We start from the raw sequence: 23,142 nt of genomic DNA, 5'->3' as shown, positions 1-23,142 counted from the left end.
GCATTGCCCCCTGTATGTGGAGGCAATGCCTTTTTTTGTACTTATCAGTCTTTCATTGCTTTTTTAATCGCATCCAGAAGTTCCCCGTAGGTCTCATAGGCCGGAATATCCGGATTTTCCGCCTTGATCTTATCGGTGCTTCGGAAAAGGAAACCGGCTTTGCTTGCCCGGATCATACCAAGATCGTTATAGGAATCGCCGCTGGCAATGGTTTCAAAACCAATCGACTGCAGAGCCTTTACAGTCGTCAGCTTGGTCTGCTGCACCCGCATTTTATGGCCTGTGATCACACCATTTTCCGCCACTTCAAGAGAATTACAGAATAGCGTCGGCCATCCAAGCTTCTTCATCAGCGGTGCTGCAAACTCCGTAAAGGTGTCACTGATCAGGATCACCTGGGAAAACGTCCGAAGCTCATCCAGAAATGCTCTGGCTCCCGGAAGCGGTTCGATCGTCTCAATGGTTTCCTGGATCTCCTTCAGACCAAGACCATGTTCTTTCAGAATATCCAGCCGATACTTCATCAGCTTATCATAATCCGGCTCTTCCCGGGTGGTTTTCTTCAGTTCCGGGAGATTTCTCGCTTCTGCAAAAGCAACCCAGATCTCCGGTACCAGCACTCCTTCTACATCCAGACAGGTAATATACATATTCGTCTGCTCTCCTTCCTACACTCGGATGCACTGCATCACGTTACTGTAGTCCATCATACCATACTTCCGGAAGTCATGCAAGACAGCTTTCCTGTTCTACGGATATCTTTTTTTATTCTGTTTTCCTGAATACCGGCATGGAATCCAGCGGAGCGTCAGCCAGGATCGTCTGTCCGCCCTCATAAACCTTTCCGTCTCTGGTGTCCGTCCAACGGCATCCGGACGGAAGATAAACCTCTCTCTCAAACTGGTTCAGATGGAAAATCGGTGCTGCCAGATACTCGCTTCCGAACATATACTGATCCTGAAGCTCCCAGCATTTCTGATCCTCCGGGAATTCATAGAACATGGTACGGATCAGCGGAGAACCATTCTCGGAAGCTTCTTTGTAAAGATCACGGATGTAATCGTGCATGGAGATACGGATATCATAATATTTCTTCATGATCCGGTAATTCTCCTCGCCATAGCTCCAGAGCTCATTGGGCTGACCGGTATGCAGATATCCGCCGCCCCAGTCACGGTCATCCAGAGCCGGAATGTTGTAGGGACCTCGGTCGCCGTGCATACGGAGCACTGCGGAGTAAACAGCAAACTCATACCAGCGGATCAGAAGCTGTCGGAAATCCGGATCGTTTACATCATCCGTCATGAAACCGCCGATATCGGTCGTCCACCAGGGAATTCCGGCAAGTCCCATGTTCAGTCCTGCCTGCAGCTGGTCATAAAATGCCTCAAAGGTACTGGGAACATCACCGGACCATACCACGTTGCCGTATTTCTGGCTTCCTGCCCAGGCACAGCGGAGCAGATTTACCACAGTTCCATCTCCTAAATTCTTCATTTCATCATAGAAGACACGGCTGTAAAGCTGCGGATAGATATTGCTGCAGGAAAGCGCCGGTCCTTCTGCATAGCGGTAATTGTCAAAATCATAAACACCGTAATCCGGTTCGGAATTATCCAGCCAGAACGCATCGATACCGAGATCGTAATAGTTCTTCTTGCAGACCTCCCAGACATATTTTCTTGTTTCCGGGTTGAATACATCGATCTCCACGCAGTCTCCCTGATAATCATACGTCTGGTCAGCGCCGCGCTCCGTGCGGATCAGAAGTCCTCTGTCCATCATGGGCTGGAAGTTTTCACTTCTGCGGTCTACCGAAGGCCATACGGAAACGATCACTTTGATCCCCATGGAATGCAGCTCGTCCACCATGGCTTTCGGATCCGGCCAGTAGGTCTTGTCAAATTTCCAGTCTCCCTGCACAGTCCAGTGGAAGAAATCAATGACGATCTGATCAATCTTGATGCCTTCCTTCTGATACTGTCTTGCCACAGAAAGCACTTCCTCCTGTGTGCGGTAACGGAGTTTGCACTGCCACAGACCCATGCGGTCCTCCGGGAACATGGGGGCACGCCCGGTCACAGCTGTGTAGTTTTCTACGATTTTTTTCGGACTGTCCGCAACCGTGAGCCAGTAATCCATCTGTCTGGTAGAACGGGCCGTCCACTCCGTATAGTTCTTTCCGAAGGTTGCTTCACCGATCGCCGGGTTGTTCCAGAGCATACCATAGCCAAGGCTGGATACGGCAAAGGGAACGGAGATCTGAGAGTTTCTCTGTGCCAGCTCCAGCACACAGCCCTTGAGATCCATATACGGCTGCTGGTACTGACCCATTCCGAAGATCTTCTCTCCGTCATTGCTTTCAAATTTCACATTCAGCTGATACTCGCTGCCGCCGATCACGCCCTTCCACTCACGGTTTACCACCTTCAGGCAGCGGCTTTCTTTACAGAGCGTTCCGTCATAAAAACGGAAATACTCACGCAGGAACTGTTTTCCGTCACGATAATAGGTGATCACTCCACGGAAGTTTACCACGGCCTTGATCCGTCCGTTTGTGATGGATGCGATTTCCTTCTTGTCAATGGTACCGTCTCCGACCCAGTGATCCTCTTCACCGATCTCCACCACTGCCTGGCTTGCTTCCGGCTCCTCTGTCAATGCCCAGTCCTGATCGGTAAATCTGGAACATCTGGTTGCACGCACACGAAGGGAATCCTTTCCCCATGGCTCAATACACAGAGTTTCTCCGCCCAGGCAGGCCGTCAATACTCCATTTTCTCCACAAAACTGCATAAGCTCCTCCTTTTCTTCCGGAAAGCCATTCCGCCTTCCGGAACCTGTCATTTCCGCCCTGTCAAAACGCAGTGGCACTTTTCTGATAGTTGTATTATACTAATCCCAAGAGGAAAATACTTGATGTTTTTTCACAGATTCTAACACAAATTTGACCAATAGAGAAAAGGAGACTTTCATGAAGAAAACGGATATCCGCACGATCCACGAAACAGTTCTCCACGGAGATCTGCGCTTTCATCTCATGGTACATGAATATACATCCGATCCTTCCCGTTCCGAACGGGTGACTTCACACTGGCATGAAGAATACGAACTGCTTTATCTTACCGAGGGAACGGGAACTGCCCATGTCAATGGCCGCTCCCTTCCTGTCTCCGCCGGAGATATCCTTTTTTTCAGTTCCGGAGAGGTACATTCCATCTCCGCTCCTCCCGGTCTTCCTCTGACCTTCTATGCCGTGGTCTTCGGCCTGGAACTGATCAGCAGCTACGGAAACGATGACATCCAGCAGAAATACATCCACCGGCAGACCACCGGAGAACTGCTTTTTCAGACCTTTTTTTCTCGGGATGCTCCTCCCTATCAAGAGCTTTGCTCCTCTCTGGAAGCCATCCGCTCTCTGTATCAGAAGGATTTTTCCTCTCACGAACTCCTCATCAAAGCGGAACTTCTCCGGATCTGGCACTATCTCTGCCGCTATCCCGCCACAGAAGCGCTCCGCGTTTATCAAAGGGATGATTCCCGTGTCCTGCTCACAAAAAAAATCCTCCGGTTCATTCAGGAGCACTACAGCTCTGTCCTGACACTCGAAGGACTTTCCTCGGCATTTCATATGAGCGAAGGGCAATTCTGCCGCTTTTTTAAATCCCAGGTTCATATGACACTCATCGAATACATCAATTATTACCGGATCGGCATCGCCTGTGATCAGCTTCTCACCGATTCGGAACCGGTCAGCACCATCGCCACCGGCTGCGGCTACAGCAACATCAGCTATTTCAACCGGACTTTCCGAAAATACATGCACTGCACTCCCGGCGAATACAGGAAGGCTCACGCCTCATGCCCGTGAACGGATACTTTCATGTACTTTCCTTCTCACAAACCAGAAACAGATTACCTGCATGAGGATCGTCAGAATCCAGGATACCGGATAGGAAATAAAGAGAATATCCAGTGACCGGTGAGCCGGAAAGATCCAGAAGATCCAGACGATACGGGTTCCAACGGTTCCAAGGATAGAAAGGATCATCGGTACACCGGAACGCCCCATCCCTCTTAATGCTCCCGGGAAAAGATCCATCAGGCCACAGAGGAAATAGGTGACTGTAGTAAAGGACAGGATCTCCATGCCGCTCCGCACGACCTCTTCATTGTCCGTATAGATTTTCAGGATCTCCGGTCCGAACAGATAAGAACCGCCGCCCAGCACCAGAGCGATTCCTGTCGTCAGAATCATACAGTCCAGAAGCACACGATCCATCCGTTTCCATTTACCGACACCGTAATTCTGGCTGGTAAAGCTCATACATGCCTGGGTAACGGAATTGACAGAAGCATACAGAAAGCCCAGAATGTTATTGGCTGCCGTATAACCTGCCATTGCAATGGAACCAAACGAATTTACGGAAGACTGGAGGAGTACATTGGAAAAATTGATGACTGTACTCTGGATGCCTGCCGGTACTCCCACCTGAAAAATCTGTTTCAGATAAGTCCACTTCAGCATCAGTCTGGAAAATCTGAGCTGATAACTGCTCTCCGCCTGATAAAGACAGATCAGCACCAGGACACAGGAAAGCATCTGAGAGACCACTGTGGCGATCCCGACACCAGCCACTCCCATGTGAAAGACTACCACAAGAAACAGGTTCAGTCCTGCATTGAGAATACCGGAGATGATCAGGAATAAGAGCGGCCGTTTCGTATCCCCGACTGCCCGGAGCACCGCTGCTCCATAGTTATAGAGCATAAAAAAGGGCATGCCCATAAAATAAATCTTCATATATAAAGTAGAAAGATCAATGACATCATCCGGCGTATCCATCAGCTCCAGCGCTCCCCGTGAAAAAAAGAGCCCTACAAAAATCATGAGGATCCCGCTCAGAAGCGCCAGCGTGATCGAGGTATGAACCGTTTCTGAAACCTCCCGGTCCCGGCCGGCCGCATAAAATCGGGCGGTCAATACACTGGTTCCCAGCGACACACCGATAAAAAGGTTGGTAAACATATTGATCAGGGCCGTCGTGGAACCCACCGCCGCCAGAGCCTCACTTCCTGAAAACCGTCCAACCACAACAATGTCCACCGCATTGAACATCAGCTGCAAAATCCCGGACAGCATCAATGGCAGCGAAAAGGAGATCAGTTTATCCATGATCGATCCGTTGCACATATCAATTTCATATTTGTTTTTCTTCACATTCTTTTCTTCCTTTCCCGTTTCACAGATGCTCAGTAAAGCGGACATTCGCAATCCGCTTCGCTACTTTCTCATGAACGCGGTCGCTTCGCGATCTGCGTTCATGAAAAGCATCTCGTAATTCTATCATACCGCAGTCAAAGTAAAAATCAATAGGTTTTGGATCACAAACCGCAAAACCTGTCATTCTTTGCATTTCCCCGCTAAAAAACCGTTAAAAAAACAGATCTTTTTTCACATCCCTCATTGACATTCCCGTATCTTGTGTTATAATAATATCAAGAAATCAATAACAGTAACTATTATGAAAATAAATCTTTTAGAAAAGGGGTTCTTGCTATGAAAATAACCGACGATATCCTTTATGTAGGTGTCAATGATCACAAGGTAGACTTGTTTGAGGGACAGTATGTGGTTCCCAATGGAATGGCTTACAATTCTTATGTTATCAAGGATGAGAAAATTGCCGTCATGGACACCGTTGATGCAAATTTCACCCATGAATGGCTGGATAACATCGCAGCGGTCCTGAACGGAGCCAAACCCGATTACCTCATCATCCAGCACATGGAGCCGGATCATTCCGCAAACATCCACAACTTTATGAAAGTTTATCCGGACACCACCATCGTCGCCAATGCCAAGACCTTCGGCATGATGGAAAACTTCTTCCGTGATATGCCTCTCGAGGGCAGAAAACTGGAAGTAGAGAACGGCGGTACCCTTTCTCTCGGCAGACACACACTGACCTTCGTTTTTGCTCCCATGGTACACTGGCCGGAGGTTATGGTGACTTACGACAGCACCGACAAGGTTCTCTTTGCAGCTGACGGTTTCGGAAAATTCGGTGCTCTGGATGCTGACGAACCCTGGGATGATGAAGCACGCCGCTATTTCATCGGTATCGTCGGAAAATACGGCATGCAGGTGCAGAAGCTTCTGAAGGTTGCCGCTACTCTGGACATCCAGACCATCTGCTCTCTCCATGGTCCCGTTCTGAAAGAAAACCTGGGTCACTATATTGAAAAATATGATATCTGGTCCTCCTATTCCGTTGAGGAAGAGGGCATTATGATCGCCTATACCTCCGTTTACGGAAACACAAAGAAAGCCGTTGAGATCCTGGCTGACAAGCTCCGCGACAAAGGATGTCCGAAGGTCGTTGTCTACGATCTGGCAAGATGCGATATGTCTCAGGCGGTTGCCGATGCTTTCCGCTATGGCAAACTGATCCTGGCTACCACCACCTACAACGCAGAGATCTATCCCTTCATGCGTACCTTTATCGAGCACCTCACCGAGCGTAACTACCAGAACCGCACCATCGGTCTCATCGAGAATGGAAGCTGGGCTCCTCTGGCTGCCAAGATCATGAAAGGCATGTTTGAAAAGAGCAAAAAGATCACCTGGCTGGAAAATACCGTCCGCATTCTCTCCTCTTTAAGTGCGGAAAACATGGACGAACTGGAAGGCATGGCAAACGAGCTCTGCGAAGAGTACATTGCCCGTGCAGGTGAAGTAGAGAAAAAAGTAGATCCCACGGCTCTGTTCCGTATCGGCTACGGTCTCTATGTCGTTACCTCAAACGACGGAAAAAAGGATAACGGTCTCATCGTCAATACTGTGATCCAGCTCACCGATCAGCCAAACCGGGTAGCTGTCAATATCAATAAAGAAAACTACTCTCATCATGTGATCAAACAGACCGGTGTCATGAATGTCAACTGCCTCTCTGTGGAAGCTCCCTTCCAGGTATTTGAAAACTTCGGTTTCCAGAGTGGTCGTCAAGCCGACAAATTTGCCGGCTGGGAGACTCCCCGCTCCGAGAACGGGCTGGTGATCCTTCCCAAATATATCAACGCTTTCATGTCCCTGAAGGTAGAACAGTATGTCGATCTCGGTACCCACGGCATGTTCATCTGCTCCGTGACCGAAGCCAGAGTCATCAACAAGAAAGATACCATGACCTACACCTACTATCAGGAAAATGTAAAGCCGAAGCCCCAGACAGAGGGTAAAAAAGGCTTTGTCTGCACCGTATGCGGCTATATCTACGAAGGCGATGTACTCCCGGATGATTTCATCTGCCCGCTCTGCAAACACGGCGTTGCAGACTTTGTCCCGATCGAGTAAATCAGACCGATTTTTACGCAGGAAGTGAATGTTTCGCTTCCTGCTTTTTTTTGTAACAGGTCCTATCCGACAGCTGCACCGTCAAAACGCCTTCCGGAAGCAGGCTGCCATCCCGCAGGACCAGCACCGGTAATTTCAGTTCCCCGCCTTCCTTGCCAAGCCTCCAGTTCCACAGATCCAGAAGGGTTACCGGACTGGAAATCCCCTGTTTTTCCTGATGGTTTCTGTAATAAGCCGCCAGTTCCAGCCCAAGCTTCTCTTTCTTTTCTTCCGCTTTCTGAAGCACCTCTTCTCCTCCTGTAAAAATCAGAAGATTCCAGGAAAATTCCGGCCTTAAGATCAGACTCTCCAGCACCTGATCCAGCTGTTCCGGCTCCTGTACCGCACGTTCCGTTAAAAGCACCGCCCTGGTATGACTGTAATCCAGAACCCGGCTGTCCGTTCTCTGCTGCTCTGCCAGCAGTTTTTCCGGATCTTCCCCGGAAAACGTCAGTACAGACACAAAGTCCCGGGCTTCCAGTTCCCGGCCGGAGCAGCCGGAAAGAAACAGCAGGATCAGGCTTCCGACAACCCCTGCTCTTCCGAAATGCCTCAGCTTCCGTTCTTTCCCTGTTTTTCCTGTCTGTTTTTCTTTTTTCCCCTGCATGGATCCACACTTCCTTTCCGCTTTGCTTTTCCTGTGAATGCCCGAACGCTTTCTCATGGCCTGCCTATACACCGCAGGATCACCAGAAATGCCACACTCACAGGAACGGTCGCAAAACTGTTCCATCTGACATAAAGCTCCACTGCTTTTCCACTTTCTCCGCACCAGAAGACCACCAGGAGTGCCGCTGCAGCCACACCAGACCAAAGCCAGCTTTTTTTCAGCCGGTGAAGCAGCATTTCACCGATGATCCCAAGATAAAACAGTGAACTTCCCACACCTGCCAGAAGCATCGTTTCCAAAAGACCTGCAAAGATCACATCCCACCGTTCCAGAAAACCGCCGGGAACCCTGGCACTGCTCATAAAAGAGACCACCGGCCATGGAAGCCTTCCGATCCCCTCTTCACCAAAAGCAGCTGCCACCAGAAGAAACAGCGTCACCAGGGCTGCGGAAGCTCTCCACAAGCCTTTGCGTACCAGCCCCTTTTCCTGTCTGTTCATGGACGGAGCCAGAAACACATAAAAACTCAGTCCGCCAAAGACACTAAACATTTTCAGAACCTGTCCGAACATACCTCTGTATCCGCTGAAAACCGGCATCGCTTCACTGATCTCTGGCTGTTGATGAAACGCGCTGAACAGGATCAGAAACAGGATTGGAAAAAAAAGCAGCGGGTACAGCACTTCCACCGTTCTCGCCCGGATCTCCAGCCCCCGGTAAGCCATAGCGATTCCTGCCAGCAAAGCCATAACACTTAAGATCTCTTTTGACTCACCGGGCAGAAGAAAGGTCTGCCCAATCCTTCCAAAGGTATGAAGGAGATACGTCAGATCCCAGAAAGCATACAGAAAAAAGAAAAGCAGAAAAATGTCTGTCGTCTTTTTTCCAAGCTTCCGTTCTGCAAAAAGCCGGAAATCACCTCCACAGCTTTCTCCAAGCTTCTCCACCAGCCTCCCGTATGCGAACACCAGAAGAAATACCGGGAAAAGACACAGGATAAATTCCCGGCCGCTCATTCCCTCCGCAAAGGCAGGCAGAAGAAGCGCTCCTTTCCCGAAAAAATCCAGTGTCAGAAGGCAGCAGAGCTGCCTCCTCGAAATCTTTCCATTTTCTGAAAACATCCTTATCGCTCCTTTCCGCTCCGTACCCGCCTGTCTGCCCGTGCAAAAAGCGGCCGCCGTTTCAAAAAGATCAACGGAAAACGGACCAGGCTGTCCTTCCGGTCTGCTCCCCGGTTCAGCTTCCACGCGGAATACGGTGCCAGGTAAGAAACCCCGAAACTCTTCAGGCCGGCAAGATGCGCCAGCAGAAATACCAGACCAAGGAAAAATCCCAGGATTCCAAACCAGGCACACAGGAAAAGCATCAGATACTTCACCAGACGGATGGCTTCCGACAGTTCTTCCGATGGAATGGCAAAATCTCCCAGGGCAGTCAGTGCTACAACGACAACCACCATGGGGCTCACCAGGCTGGCACTCACCGCAGCCTGCCCAATGATCAGTCCACCTACGATCCCGATGGTGCTTCCGACAGGTCCCGGCATCCGAAGACCTGCCTCTCTGAGAAGTTCAAATGCCAGTTCCAGGAGCAGGACTTCCAGAAGGCTCGGAAAGGGAACATCCTCTCTGGCGTTTTTCAGTGCCAGAAGAAGATTGGTCGGAAGGATCCCCGGATGAAGCGTTGTCACCGCCACATAAAGCCCCGGGAGTGCCAGTGCGAGAAAAGCCGCTGCATACCGGATCAGCCGCAGAAAGGACACGATGGCAAAATGCCGGTAAGTATCATCACTGGTCTGAAAAAGTGTATTCCATGTGGCAGGCAGGATCAGCGCCTCCGGTGAATTGTCCGTCACCACCACCACTCTGCCATCCAGCAGGGCCTGGGCCGCCCGATCCGGCCGTTCAGTCACCTGATATTGCGGAAACGGCGAATACCAGACCTCCTCCGTCAGCTGTTCCAGCATGCCGCTGTCCAGAATCCCGTCTCTTTGTATCCCATGCAGCTTTTTCCGGATCGCCTGCAAAAAAGGCGGATAAACGATTTCCTCCAGATAAAGAATGGCTGTCATCGTATGTGAGATCTCTCCCAGCGGCAGCTCCTCTACTTTGAGGCTGGTATTGCGTATCCGCTTTCTTATGAGAGCTGTATTCATTTTCTCTGACTCGGAAAAGGCTTCCCTGGAGCCTCTGAGAACCTTCTCGGATTCTGCCTTCTGTACACCGCTTCCGGGATACCCTTTACTACCGATCTTCAAAGCAAAATCCAGCCCGTCCACAAAAAGCACGGCATTCCCGGCCAGCATGGCTGCAAGAGCCGCCTCTGTATCAAAAAGCTTTCCCGTATCCGAGATCCCGAGTGCATCCTTTTTCAGTATTTCGTAAAGCTTCGCCTGCTCCAGTTCCCGAAGTTCGTTCAGAAATCTTCCGATCACCGAATCCTCCAGCATAAGATTGCTCACCGCTGTCTCAATATAGATCAAAAAACACTCGGTTTCCCGTTCTTTCCCCAGCATCATCGGTCGAAGCAGGATATCGTCACAGCCACTGATCCTTTCTTCTATGCGTTTCCTGTTTTCTGAGATCTTCTCCGCGATCTTTTCCATCGGTTTTCCCCCTTTTTCAGCATAACAAAAAGGATAGGCATTCCACCTATCCTCTTATGTTTACTTTATCCAGTTATGGGAAAATCATGCATGATCTCAGATTTCTTCGTCCTCTTCCTTCTCAGTCAGACTTTCCAGAATGGAACGTTTCTGGTTATCGATATGAACACGGATGGCCGCTCCGGCTTTGGTCTTATCATGCTTTTTCAGTGCCCGCCGAATGGCGTCATGCTCGTCGATCAGAGTCTTATGTGTCCGCTCATCCTTCAGATACTCCATACGGTAACGATACATCTGCTCGCTCAGATTATTCAGCATCTGGATCAGACGCCGATTGTTGGTAGCACTCAGGATCACATTATGAAAATGCATATCCGCATCTGCGCAGGTGACCAGATCCTTGCCTTCCAGAAGTGCCTTTTTAAATTCATTGGAAGCTTTCTTCAGCTCGGAAAGCTGGGCATCTGTGATGTGGTCACAGGCATCCTTCACTGCCAGCTCTTCCAGTGCCGTCCGCACCTCCAGCACATCTTCCATATCCTGACGGGTGATCTCAGCAACCTCTGCGCCTTTTCTGGGGATCATCAGCACCAGACCTTCCAGTTCCAGCTTCCGGATCGCCTCACGGACCGGTGTCCTGCTCACACCAAGCTTATTTGCCAGCTGGATCTCCATCAGTCTTTCTCCCGGTTTTAATTCTCCTTTTAAAATCGCCTGCCGTAAGGTGTTGAACACCACATCTCGCAAAGGCAGGTACTCATCCATACGGATTTCAAAATTGTCCGCCATTTCGTATCTCCTCCGTTTTCTTCTCCTCTGTTCATCCCATCCGTGCCGATAAGGATCCTGCAAAACTCCCGCAGTCCCTCTGATCCGTCAACGCACGTTTATCTTCCGGATTTCCGGTTGTTAAAAAAGGTCGTCAGGTACACCTGTTTTGCCAGTTCTCCGCCGTAAAGCGTATCATAGACAGCCTGTGCCTTTTCCCTGTCATCAAAAAGTCCAAATACGGTCGGTCCGCTGCCGCTCATGCAGGCATTCAGGGCACCACCGGCTTTCATGACATTCTTGATCTCTTCGATCACCGGATAAGCAGGGATCGTTACCGTCTCCAGCACATTGCCGCAGAGCTCCGCTACTTTTTTCAGATCACCGGACCGGATCGCCCGGATCTGACCATCGATGTCCGGATGGCTTTCCAGCTCATTTACCTTCAGATTGGTATATACAAATTTTGTGGAAACATGAATTCCCGGCTTCGCGATCAAAACATAACAGGACGGTGCCGGAGGCAGATGTGTCAGTTTCTCACCGATCCCCTCAGCAAGAGCCGTTCCTCTCAGAATACAATACGGAACATCTGCACCAATTTTTACGCCCCGTTCCATCAGTTCTTTTCTGGAAAGATTCAAATGGAACAAACGGTTGACACCAACCATGACAGCAGCCGCATCCGAACTTCCGCCGGCCATTCCTGCTGCCACAGGGATAAATTTCCGAAGGTCGATCTTGACTCCCTTTTTCACATCAAATTCATCCATCAGAAGCTTCGCTGCCTTATACACCAGGTTGTCCTCATTGGTCGGCAGATAATTCAAGTTGGTACTTACCCGGATGCCCGGCTCTTCCGTGGACTCCAGTTCGATCTGGTCATACATACGGATGGTCTGCATGATCATCTTCACCTCATGATACCCATCCTCTCTCTTCCCGACCACATCCAGGCCGAGATTGATCTTTGCCATTGCTTTCAAACGAATCTTCTTCATCACTTGGTCCCCTTATTTCTTGGAAATCATCTGGTACTTTGTATACAATCTGTCCATATTGTATCATTTTCTATGCAAAAGTCAATGAATTTTTTACTCATGCAGCTCCAATGGCAAGCCATCCGGATCAAAGAAAAATGTCATCCTTTTTCCTGTATAGGTATCTGCCCGGACCGGTTCACACACGATCCCGCGTGCTGCCAGTTCGTTCACGGTTTCTTCCACACAGTCCACCTGAAATGCCAGATGGCGCAGACCACAGGCCTCCGGACGATTTACACGTTTCGGCGGATTCTCTTCCGCAAAAATTTCAAGCTCCACGCTGTCTGAAAGCCGGAGATCCAGCTTCCAGTCCTTCCTCTCCGGACGATAATTTTCACGTATGATGGAAAATCCCAGTTTATTTACATAGAACTCCTTTGATGCTTCATAATCGGATACAATGATCGCTACATGATGAATCGCTGATAAATTCATGGTTTTTCTCCTTTTTCTTTCGTTAATCGGACGTTTGTGATTCTATCATCATTAGTAACTATTCAGGACGTTCAAAACAACAGGCCACAGACCCGCGCATTGCATGCGCTCTCGCTGCATTCGCAGCTTTTGTCTGAGGCTAATGGGCGTTCCGCCCATTCCGAAATAAAAATTCATCCTATTGCAAACAAGTTTGCATAGTCTGATTTTTCATTTCGCTGATGTTCTGAACTGTTACCATCATTATATACTGAAAAACAACGGATGGATAGGCTTCCCGTTGAAAAAGCAGGATACAGAAAAGAATCCTGCAGAAGCTGTGCGAACTTCTGCAGGATCCCTGTTCCTTTTTTATTTCACGCTTTTCATTCTCTATGATTCATAAATTGTCCGGACATTCTGAAGCTTTTCGCACTGGATCTTTGCGACTCTTGCAATTCTTCCATGGCCATACTGAAATGGTTCCGGCTTTATGAATAATCGTTTTTTCTGTGCATCATAGCTGTAATCCACTGCTGCTCCGGTATCCAGCCATACAATATCTTTAATTTCCGCATCCACATTTTCAAAAGCGCTGTAAGTTCTTGCTTTTGTTTTTAACACACAGTCATCTCCCCAGGTTCCGGGGTCTATGATTACTGCGTACAAAGTATCTCCGGAAACCAGACAGTAATCCTGTCCAAAACTTCCTATATCACAAGGAATGGCTTCATAAAATGCTTCTCCGTTTTCCTTTGTCCATTTTCCAAGTTCCTCCAGAAATCCCATGTGCATCATAGACAGTGAACCATCCAGTTTTGTTCCCACACCAAGGAGAAGATTTCCTCCTGCATTTCTCGCCTGCAGCATGGATTTCAAGATCTGGCTGACAGATTTGCAGTTGATATCGTCCGCAATTCCCCAATGATCATTGATCGGATAACACATTTCTCCCATGTAGTATTTTTCTTTATCCGAACAGTCAAGGCGCTCCGCCTGTCCCTGTTCAAATGTCACGCAGTCAATTTCTCTGTGCCCAAACACTCCCGGCTCATCCAGACCTGTATTGTTCACAATAATGGCTTCCGGCTGATATTTTCTTATGATCCGGTACAATTCATCCAGTTCCCAGTCTTCTTCCGGTTTACTCCAGTTTCCATCAAACCAGAATCCCCCGATCTTGCCATAATTTCTGCAGATTATTTCTACTGACTGGCGAAGATACTTCAGATACTCCTTGAAATTATTTTCAAAATCTTTGTGATGCCAGTCTAACGTGGTATGATATACAAATGGAAGAATGTCATTTGCATGGCAGGCATCTATCCATTCTTTCAAAATATCTCTTCCTCCCGGTGTATGCATGACATCATACTCCGAAAGTCCACGGGTATCATACATGGAGAACCCATCATGGTGTCTTGCCGTAAACGTCAGATATCTGGCTCCTGCCGCCTTTGCCGCTTTCACAAGATTTTCCGCACAAAAACTGCTATAAGAACACTCCAATGCTTTCTTTTCATACAAATCCGGGTCCATGTTCCGCAGCTTCATAGCCCATTCTCCATGTTCGTACTGAACATACGGACCATAATGAATAAAAAGACCAAGTCCTTTTTCATAAAAATCTTTTATTCTTTTTTCTACTATCACTGTTTCATTCTCCTTTTTATGTAATTTTTTTCACAGCCTTATCTCAGATCTTCAAGACTTCTCAATAACTCTTCATAAACGGTCTCAAATTTGTCCGGTTCTTCCATATATTTTGTATTGCTCTCAAAGACTTGTCCGATCAATGCCTCTGCTTTTTCAGGATGTTTTTCCTGTAAGGTCTTCAGCAGCATCACATCTTCTGCCCCCTGCCGCTGTGCCTCCAGACGCATCCCCAGCCAGGGTTCGTCTTTTCCCGGATAAACAATAAAGGCATCTCCACAAGGAAAATTCGTTCCAATGCCTGTAGGATTATAGCAGCTGGTTCCAACAAACGGATCCATCTGTACCGGAAACTGATTAAAACCCCAATGCAAAAATCCGGTAATTCCATATTTTGCAAATCCCCAGAACAATACTCTTCCTTTCAGCACTGCAAAATCAAGAAATCTGTTCAGCCATTTTCCCTCCGGGCCACAGCACACATAATTCCATACCTTTTTGCCATTTTTCTGACATCTTTCAAACTCTGTCTTGTCTCTTTCATAACTGGATGTTACAGGAACCAGGACATCAATTTTATCTTTGAACGTTGTTGTTCCCACTGCTTCTATGATCTGTGCCTCAGGAATATGCTTTTTCACCATATTTACGGCAATGCCGTATTGTTCTATCCTCTTATTCAACGCAATGTCGTTTTTGTAATGTATATCCGGTTCATCATGAATATGCAGCAGCACCTTTTTATCCCAGCCATATTTTTTCAAATAGGACGCCAGTGTCTGTACAAAGTTCTCTGTAATTTCCATCCCTTCCTGAGATGTAAATGCGATATCCGGGAACATACTGCAGCGAAACTCTTCCGTATACATATCAGGTGTTCCATCTTCCAGAAAGCCTCTGCTAAGAACCGGACCGATCTCCAGCATAGGAATTCCTTCTTCCTTGAAGATCTGTATGATCCTTGTCAGATACTCAAAATCAAATTCTTTTTTTTCTTCATCCGCCACACATTTCCTGTCCAATTCCAGATAAAATGCTGTCTGATGTGTCCGTTTCATCGCTTTCGCATATTTTCTTAAAACAGTCCAGAAATTTTTTTCTCCGTGTAATCTACGAATCGCTTCCAGAGAAAACCAGTTGCTGATTTCAAATTTTCCTTCTGGAATTTCAACATCATATACATGAATGTTGATCCGTATTTTTTTCTCTTTTCCCTTATCGTTGATCGTAAGACTTCCTTCACAGCGCCCCAGGACTCCCGGTTGTGGAGTAAAACACAGGTAAACAGCTGCTTTTTTGTCTACAACCGGCATTTTGTCTTTTTCCCATGGAACAAGACAGTCATACACGTAAAATGGAGCTCTCCGGGTCACATAATCCCCCATTGCATCTTCCCACTGGTCCACAACCATGCTTCCGCCCTGAGACACCCCATCTCCAGTATTATATTCCACCGGTATTGCTTTCATTTGATATCGTTCGACATCAAACCCCTGTAATTCCAATTGTATTTCTATATTTTCGCTGTCGGATTCCACCAGGATCTGCAATCCCTTTTTTCCATTCGCCGCCATAACAAGCGAACATTCCTGTCCTATTTCTCCCAACGTACTGTCCGGATATAGGAATTCTTCCCTGCCTGTAATAATGCCTTTCATTGCCTTCTCCTTCAAAAAAGAGAGAGAATATTACAAACTTCCTATTCTGTTATCCCTTTGTAATATTCTCTCTGCGGTTTGTTTTACTTATTCAATTTCAATTCCTGCATCCTTTGCAGCAGCATTTACTTCTTCCAGCATTTCAGAAAGACCTTTTTTCTCGTATTTCTGCATCAGATCCTCTATCATCTCATCCACAGGGTCTGTTCCCATCATGATCTGCAGCAGATCATCTGAAGTTTCGTATACAAAGGTGTCCTTCTTTGGCGTAGATAAATATTTCACTTCATCATAGTATTTGGGAAGAGTTCCGTTTTCTACGGCATCCTGATGACGCTGAACATCCAGATCACGATACTCTTGCGGATTTGCACTGGGGCTTTCCATATCCCAGGATGCCGGATCCCATATAGCAAGACTGGCGATAGAGGAACTGGGGTTCTTAAACGTATATTTATCTCCCAAAACGACGCCCTCTTTCATCACCGGTTTTCCATCCACCAGATCATAATCTTCTCCTTCAATACCACAGAACATCAGTCTTCTGCCTTCTTCTGAGTATAAATAGTCAAACAGTTTACAGATGGCAGCCATTTTTTCATCATCTACTGCTGAAGAAATGTATGTTTCTGACCAGGATTCCGTATCTACAAAATAGTATTTATTACCATCTGCGCACGGATATAATTTTGCGATTTTAATATCATCATAGAATTTTCTTCCATATAACTGCTCATAATCTTTTCCAATCTCATGATACAGCCAGGATGGGCCGGAGCCTGCAAAAACCATAGCAGCATTCTGTCCCTGCAGGAATTTTTCCTTTGAAGTATCTAATTTTGCGAGAGCAATATCTTTTTCAATGGTACCTTCCTGATACATGTCTCTTGCAAGCTGCATTGCTGCCTGCATATCACCTGCAAAATAACTCGGCATAAACTGTCCGTCTTTTTCCACCCATTTCTGCGTAAGGATGCCGCCATACGGATAAATAAATCCATCGATCAGCTTTGGAAGAGCCTGCGTCATACCACTGATATTCTTATTTTCAGGATCCGCTTCTATGATCTTTTTGATCATATCCCGGAATTCATCATAGGTCTCCGGCTCTTTTGTAACACCGGCTTTCTGAGCCAGATCCCAACGGTATACCACATTTCTGTCCTGAACACTATAGGTAATATCGCCATAGGTCTGTCTGGGAATCATGTAGAATTTTCCATCTTTTTTGACAGCCTGTGCCTTTTCCATTTTAAGATATTCTTTCAGATTCGGATATTCATCCAGATTTTCCGGCAAAGCACGGATAACACCCTGATCCACCCAGTTTGTAAAGAATGAAGTTCCTACATAATCACCTACAAAAATGTCCGGTAACTGTCCATTGGTTGCCCACAACTGGATTTTCTGTCCGGCATCGTCCCATGTGATATTCTGCGGAACCAGTTTTACTCCCGTTTTTTCCACCAGTTTCTTGTAAATCGGATCTTCCGGATCATTCAGTCCATCCTCGGCATTCCAGATAGCCACAGATACCTCAATGGGATCTTCCTGTGTCGTCTCATTGCTTTCTTCCGCACTGCTCCCGATAAAAGATGAAGTTACCATCACCGCTGCGAGAGACCATGCCACCATTTTTTTCAGTTTCATTTGAATCCTCCTTTTCCTTTTGGTTGATTTATTTATTCTTTAATTGCTCCAATCATAACACCCTTTACAAAATATTTTTGTAAGAAGGGATACAGACACATAATCGGCAGCATCGTAATCACGATCGTTGCCATTTGCACCGACTGAACATACACCTTCCCCTGTGAATTGACCACAGACTGTGCCTGGGTTGATAACTGGTTACTGAAATTCACAAGAATATCTCTCAGATAGATCTGCAGGGGTTTGATGTTTTTATCACTGATATACAAATATGCATTCCACCATTCATTCCATCGTTCTACTGCATAAAACAGTGCGAAGGTAGCCATAAATGGTTTGGAGATGGGCAAATATATTTTATATAATACTTTCAGATCATTTGCACCATCAATTTTTGCTGCATCTTCCAGACTTTGTGGAAGACCTGAAAAATAATTTTTCATAATGATCACATAATAGGTACTGATCATACCCGGAAAAATCATTGCCCAGATACTGTTTATCAATCCTAAATTGCTGACTACAAGATAGGTTGGAATCAATCCACCGGAAAACAACATGGTAAAGGTTATCAGTACGATCAACTGTTTTCTTCCCAAAAGTCGTTTTCTTGATAAAACATAGGCTGTCATTACAGATATAACCATATTCAAAGAAGTTCCCACAGCTGTAACAAACAAAGTTGTCATTAATGATTTGAAAAAGTATATATCACCAATGATCATCTGATAGCCTGTCAAATCAAACACATGTGGATACAGATACGGACTATAGGTAGCACTTGCCTGTGTATTGGCAAATGAAACGATCAATACGTAGTAAAATGGATATAATGTAAGCAGACCGAGAATTCCAAATATCGTGTATAGTCCTATATCAAAACCTGTCACTCTTTTATTTTTCTTTCTCATCGTTTGTCACCTCTTAAAATAATCCTTCCTCGCCGGATTTTACAACAATCTTGTTTGCTGCAGTAATCAGGATCACTCCGATCACTGATTTAAACAGACCCACTGCTGTTGTATATCCAAAGTTACTTCCGGTCATAAAGGAAAGCCTGTATACATATGTATCAATGATATCAGCCACTGCATATACCGGTGCCGAATATAAGTTAAATATCTGATCAAAGCAGGCTCCACCCATAATACCACCTACCTGAAGGATCAACATGATACATACCACATTTCTGATCCCCGGCCAGGTAACATACCACATTTTTTGCCATCTTCCTGCTCCGTCAATATCTGCCGCCTCATATAGCTGCGGATCGATATTTGTCAGGGCTGCCATGTATATAATGGAATCCCAGCCTGCCTCTTTCCATATCTGCGAGATCCAGATAAACGGTCTGAAAGATTTCAAAGACATCAACGGTGCAACTTGTGAGATTCCCAGACTCGCAAACACCTGGTTTATGATTCCGTTGGAAGAGAATATCATGATCAGAATACCAGACAATACAACCCAGGAAATAAAATGAGGAAATGTAAGGATTGTCTGAAATACTTTTTTTGCTCCTGGACTGCGCATTTCATTCAAAAGAACAGCCACAATAATCGGTACCGGAAAATGGAAGATCAGTTTACCAAAACTAAAAATCAACGTATTAATAACTGCTCTCCAAAAATCCGAATCTGAAAACATCTGCGCAAAATGCTGTACTCCGACCCATGGGCTTCCAAATATTCCGCGGTTATACTGATAATTTTTAAATGCCAGAAGCACACCACCCATAGGGGCATAACAGAAGATCAAATACCAGATGATTGCCGGAATTAACATAACGTATAAAATCCAGTTGCTTTTGATACTTTTTAGAACAAAGTTTGTTCTGTTTCCTCCTCCCTTATTTCTCATTGCGTTCAGCTCCTTCCTGTTTGATACTTGTATTATAAAAAAATACGCTTCTCTTTTGTATGGATAGAATACGGGAGTTTGTCCTGAAAAATGGATATTCTTTATGATTTACCTAAAGATTATACATATCCAATTTTTTTTACATATGTTATAATTCTCTTATGTATTTTTACCAAAGCAGTGGAGGCTCCATTATGAAGTTTACTGATTTTTCTATAAAAAAGCAGTTCAAATTGATCACTATTTGCATATGTCTGCTGATTGTCCTGTTATCATCTACTTCTCTTTATTTTGTGCATCAGGCATTGATCAAACGGAATTCCGCCTATATAAAAGAAGTCTCTTATAATTCCCAGCTTGAAATTTCCCATAACTTCAGGCAGATTTCTTCTATTACAAATGCGATCATTATTGACCCGGATCTGGAGGATTTACTGAGATCTCCTTACAGTTCTGACACAATTAAATATTTAAACAATCTCAACAGAAAATTTGAATTTTTTTCTGCTACGCTCCCGGAAGTTGCTGATATCTCTGTTTGTTCCGACGAGATCACCTGGTCAAATTTTTTCGATAAAAAAACCGCCATGGAATTACGAAATAAAATTTCTCATTCGACAGCACTTCAAAGCTTTGGACTTATGCGCAATCCTCTGACAATCCATTCTGTGCCAGATGATTATTTTATTGTATTTGCTCAGAATATTTATGGGATCTCCGATCCAAATACCTATGGAAAGAATTTAGGTACTTTATTTATCTGTTTACGTCCGGATTCTTTGCTCCCTTCTATCGCCTATGAAAATAATAACTACATTCTGCTGGCAGATGATTCCGGGCATTACTGCACATTACACGGGGATGACAACGAAGGGGACGACATCTATAAGCTATATGCAAACCAGAAAAATTCTTCTTATAAAGACCTTTTGATCTCAGATAAATATATCTTTGATACAAAAATGATCACGGATTCAAATTTCAAACTGATCATCGCTTTTGAACGTACCGATTTAGAAAAAACAATTGTAAAAACTTTTCTACTTTTGTTTTTAATTATTCTGCTTTCCTGCGGAGTCATTTTATTGCTCTTGTACTTGATTGTAAATAATATGATCTTTCCTCTGGAAAAGATGGCATCCTATATGGATGTCCTTTCATCCTCTGCAGAATCCACCATAGAAAATACCCTTCATCTGGAAGGTTGTGCGGAGATCCGCACCCTGAATGAAGCGTTTTTAAATATGCTGTCAGAACGGAAGAAGCTTACGCAGCAGTTATACCAGACGACTGTCAGCCTTTACGAAACAAGACTTCAGAAAAAAGAGGCAGAACTAAAATTTTTACGCAGCCAGGTAAATCCACACTTCCTTTATAATACTCTGGAATCTATAAAAAATCTGGCGTTAGAGCACAACGTCCCCGTCATTGCCGACATGACAGAGGCGCTGTCACAGCTTTTCCGATATAATGTGAAGGGAAAACAAATGGTTCCTTTGGAGCAGGAACTCTCCATTGTTTCTGCTTACTTAAATATTCAAAATATACGTTTTGGAAAATCTCTCCAGATTATTTACAGCATTCTGGATGATACCAAAAAACTCATGGTAATGAAATTTCTTCTTCAGCCGATCATAGAGAATTCCATCATCCACGGATTTTCCAATCGTGGAAACAGTGGTATACTTTTCATAGCTTCCCACTGCTCCGACAACAAACTGCAGATCATAATTCAAGATGATGGTCAGGGTATGTCTTCTGCTCAATTGGATCGCATTCATTCCCTTCTGCAAAATAACACACCGGATGCTCCTGCACCAGAGAACCATCTTGGAATATTCAATGTCCATCACCGTATTCAGCTTGCCTACGGACCTGAATATGGATTATCCATAGAAAGTGAAGAAAATGAGGGAACACGTATTACTCTTTCTCTTCCCATTATCGAATCCAAAAAGGAGGATTCTTAAATGTATAAAGTTGTGATTGCGGATGATGAACCGCACATTTTAAATTATCTAAACCACTATATTCCCTGGGAGGATTTTTCGCTTCAGGTCGTTGGTTGTGCTTCCAACGGCAAAGACGCGTACAATCTTGCTTTGACAAAAAAAGCAGATATCCTGATTACAGATATCCGCATGCCTGAAATGGATGGTCTCCGCCTCTGTGAAAAATTAAAAGAATTATTGCCAGAAATCCAAATTATCATCATCAGCGCTTATTCTGATTTTTCCTATGCTCAGAAAGCGATTCAGCTTCATGCTCTGGGATATTGTCTGAAACCATTGGTTTCTGAAGATTTGTCACAATTACTGTACATAGCAATTCGGTCACTTAACAAGCATAAAACCTTACATTACGATGAATTGCTTGACATAATCGAAGATGGATCTCCCGCTGAAATACAACGCTGCTTTCGAATGTTTGGATTAAACTGCAAAGAATACTACGTTGCTGCTTCTATCCACGCCAGTGATATAACCGATGCTCTCCATGCAAAATTAACGATCAAACTGGGAAAACATAAATACCTGTACTTTTCCAATGAACCTTTTCACACAGATAATGCCAGACAATTTATCTGCTATTGCAAAAAACCTGCAGGAATTGCTGTCTTCCCCGATCCGGTTTCGCCTGCAAATCTGAAATACTGTGTGGAAGATGTTGTTGTTATGTCTTTTCAGTATTTTCTTACCGGGTATCCCACTTACAGTGAGGAGTTAGTGGATGGTTCTCTGACAGATGATTTTTTTCAAAAACTGACAAAATCTTTTGAAAGGAAATCAGAACTTACAGCTCTTTTAAATGAATTAAAAACAATCAATGCATCCATGATCTTTAATATCCGAACAGCATACAAATTTTATCACATGGTACTGCACTGTCCGTTAATGGAAAGTGCTTTTGATACAGAAGAATATTTGTTGTACGGGTATGAACAACTGGTCACCGAATACAAAAATTTTCATGATATGTTGAACTGCCTTTTAAAGCTTATGTGTACTTCCAACACTCAGATAGCGGATGATACTGCTAAAGTGTCTTCCTTTATGCAAATTATAAAGTATTTAAACGAAAATTATCAGCAAGATATTTCTCTCCAGCAATTGGCTGACTCTTTTCATTTAAATGCTTCTTATATCAGCTTCCTGATCAAAAAGGAAACCGGATTAACCTATTCCCAATATTTGACAAATTTAAGGATCTCGCAGGCAAAAAGGCTTTTAACCTCTTCTCAGCTTACCCTGACAGAAATTTCTGAGTCTGTAGGCTTCCATGATTATTTTTACTTTATAAAAAAATTCAAAAAAATAACAGGCGTAACCCCTGGATATTATCAAAAAAATTTATCATCACAATGGAATCATGACAGAATATAAAAATTTTTATTTCCAATGGAATAAACTTTCATCTTAGAAAACCCCCGGCAAAAACTGCCGGGGGCTTTCTCACTACTCTTCTATTCTTCTGTTACTTTGTAA

At 45.1% G+C, this 23,142-nt stretch carries 18 protein-coding genes; 4 read left to right on the top strand and 14 right to left on the bottom strand.

All coding sequences use genetic code 11. The features are described 5' to 3' along the window. Window positions 1-44 precede the first annotated feature (44 nt). Window positions 45-650 carry a bifunctional phosphoserine phosphatase/homoserine phosphotransferase ThrH gene (thrH, locus tag DXA57_RS14860; RefSeq protein WP_117768062.1) on the bottom strand — a complete coding sequence of 202 codons (606 nt, stop codon included), beginning with the start codon at window positions 648-650 and terminating at the stop codon, window positions 45-47. A gap of 115 nt (window positions 651-765) precedes the next feature. Beyond that, window positions 766-2,796, bottom strand: a complete 2,031-nt coding sequence (locus tag DXA57_RS14855; RefSeq protein ID WP_117768071.1) for a glycoside hydrolase family 31 protein — start codon at window positions 2,794-2,796, stop codon at window positions 766-768. Between the two features lie 178 nt (window positions 2,797-2,974). Between DXA57_RS14855 and DXA57_RS14850 the strand changes: the two genes are divergently transcribed. Then, complete coding sequence (locus tag DXA57_RS14850; protein WP_117768061.1) at window positions 2,975-3,871, top strand: AraC family transcriptional regulator; 897 nt, start codon at window positions 2,975-2,977, stop codon at window positions 3,869-3,871. Here the strand turns inward: DXA57_RS14850 and DXA57_RS14845 are convergent. Next, window positions 3,860-5,269, bottom strand: coding sequence for an MATE family efflux transporter (locus DXA57_RS14845; protein ID WP_117768060.1), 1,410 nt, complete (start codon window positions 5,267-5,269; stop codon window positions 3,860-3,862). The genes DXA57_RS14850 and DXA57_RS14845 overlap by 12 nt on opposite strands. Window positions 5,270-5,560: 291 nt before the next feature. Between DXA57_RS14845 and DXA57_RS14840 the strand changes: the two genes are divergently transcribed. Then, window positions 5,561-7,354 carry a flavin reductase gene (locus tag DXA57_RS14840; protein WP_117768059.1) on the top strand — a complete coding sequence of 598 codons (1,794 nt, stop codon included), beginning with the start codon at window positions 5,561-5,563 and terminating at the stop codon, window positions 7,352-7,354. Window positions 7,355-7,367: 13 nt separating this feature from the next. Here DXA57_RS14840 and DXA57_RS14835 read toward each other — a convergent pair whose 3' ends face one another. From DXA57_RS14835 to DXA57_RS14780, 11 genes are all read right to left on the bottom strand, one after another. Next, complete coding sequence (locus DXA57_RS14835) at window positions 7,368-8,000, bottom strand: Ger(x)C family spore germination protein (protein WP_117768058.1); 633 nt, start codon at window positions 7,998-8,000, stop codon at window positions 7,368-7,370. A gap of 53 nt (window positions 8,001-8,053) precedes the next feature. Next, complete coding sequence (locus DXA57_RS14830; RefSeq protein WP_117768057.1) at window positions 8,054-9,124, bottom strand: GerAB/ArcD/ProY family transporter; 1,071 nt, start codon at window positions 9,122-9,124, stop codon at window positions 8,054-8,056. Window positions 9,125-9,126: 2 nt separating this feature from the next. Next, complete coding sequence (locus DXA57_RS14825) at window positions 9,127-10,608, bottom strand: spore germination protein (RefSeq protein WP_117768056.1); 1,482 nt, start codon at window positions 10,606-10,608, stop codon at window positions 9,127-9,129. A 96-nt stretch (window positions 10,609-10,704) separates the two neighbouring features. Beyond that, on the bottom strand, window positions 10,705-11,397 hold the full coding sequence (locus DXA57_RS14820) for a GntR family transcriptional regulator (RefSeq protein WP_117768055.1): 693 nt from the start codon (window positions 11,395-11,397) through the stop codon (window positions 10,705-10,707). Window positions 11,398-11,495: 98 nt separating this feature from the next. Further along, window positions 11,496-12,377 carry a 4-(cytidine 5'-diphospho)-2-C-methyl-D-erythritol kinase gene (gene ispE / locus DXA57_RS14815; protein WP_117768054.1) on the bottom strand — a complete coding sequence of 294 codons (882 nt, stop codon included), beginning with the start codon at window positions 12,375-12,377 and terminating at the stop codon, window positions 11,496-11,498. Window positions 12,378-12,470: 93 nt separating this feature from the next. After that, window positions 12,471-12,854 (bottom strand): SMU1112c/YaeR family gloxylase I-like metalloprotein, encoded by a 384-nt coding sequence (gloA2, locus tag DXA57_RS14810; RefSeq protein ID WP_117768053.1) that lies wholly within the window; start codon window positions 12,852-12,854, stop codon window positions 12,471-12,473. A gap of 372 nt (window positions 12,855-13,226) precedes the next feature. Further along, a complete protein-coding gene (locus DXA57_RS14800) occupies window positions 13,227-14,486 on the bottom strand; it encodes an alpha-L-fucosidase (protein ID WP_117768051.1) in 1,260 nt (419 codons plus the stop codon). 38 nt (window positions 14,487-14,524) lie between these two features. Continuing rightward, window positions 14,525-16,144, bottom strand: coding sequence for a DUF4091 domain-containing protein (locus tag DXA57_RS14795; protein WP_117768050.1), 1,620 nt, complete (start codon window positions 16,142-16,144; stop codon window positions 14,525-14,527). A gap of 87 nt (window positions 16,145-16,231) precedes the next feature. Beyond that, window positions 16,232-17,794, bottom strand: coding sequence for an extracellular solute-binding protein (locus DXA57_RS14790; RefSeq protein WP_117768049.1), 1,563 nt, complete (start codon window positions 17,792-17,794; stop codon window positions 16,232-16,234). A 32-nt stretch (window positions 17,795-17,826) separates the two neighbouring features. Beyond that, complete coding sequence (locus DXA57_RS14785; protein WP_117768048.1) at window positions 17,827-18,708, bottom strand: carbohydrate ABC transporter permease; 882 nt, start codon at window positions 18,706-18,708, stop codon at window positions 17,827-17,829. A gap of 13 nt (window positions 18,709-18,721) precedes the next feature. Further along, a complete protein-coding gene (locus DXA57_RS14780) occupies window positions 18,722-19,657 on the bottom strand; it encodes an ABC transporter permease (protein WP_117768047.1) in 936 nt (311 codons plus the stop codon). A gap of 161 nt (window positions 19,658-19,818) precedes the next feature. Here DXA57_RS14780 and DXA57_RS14775 point away from each other — a divergent pair, with 161 nt between their 5' ends. Both DXA57_RS14775 and DXA57_RS14770 read left to right on the top strand, forming a co-directional pair. Next, window positions 19,819-21,627, top strand: coding sequence for a sensor histidine kinase (locus DXA57_RS14775; RefSeq protein ID WP_117768046.1), 1,809 nt, complete (start codon window positions 19,819-19,821; stop codon window positions 21,625-21,627). Further along, a complete protein-coding gene (locus DXA57_RS14770; RefSeq protein WP_117768045.1) occupies window positions 21,628-23,040 on the top strand; it encodes a response regulator transcription factor in 1,413 nt (470 codons plus the stop codon). It abuts the gene before it with no gap. Window positions 23,041-23,142: the final 102 nt, after the last annotated feature.

It is taken from the genome of Blautia sp. OF03-15BH (genome assembly GCF_003463065.1).
Classification (GTDB): domain Bacteria; phylum Bacillota; class Clostridia; order Lachnospirales; family Lachnospiraceae; genus Limivivens.
Note: the sequence above shows the minus strand (reverse complement) of the source record. Positions and strands in the feature narration are given on the sequence as shown.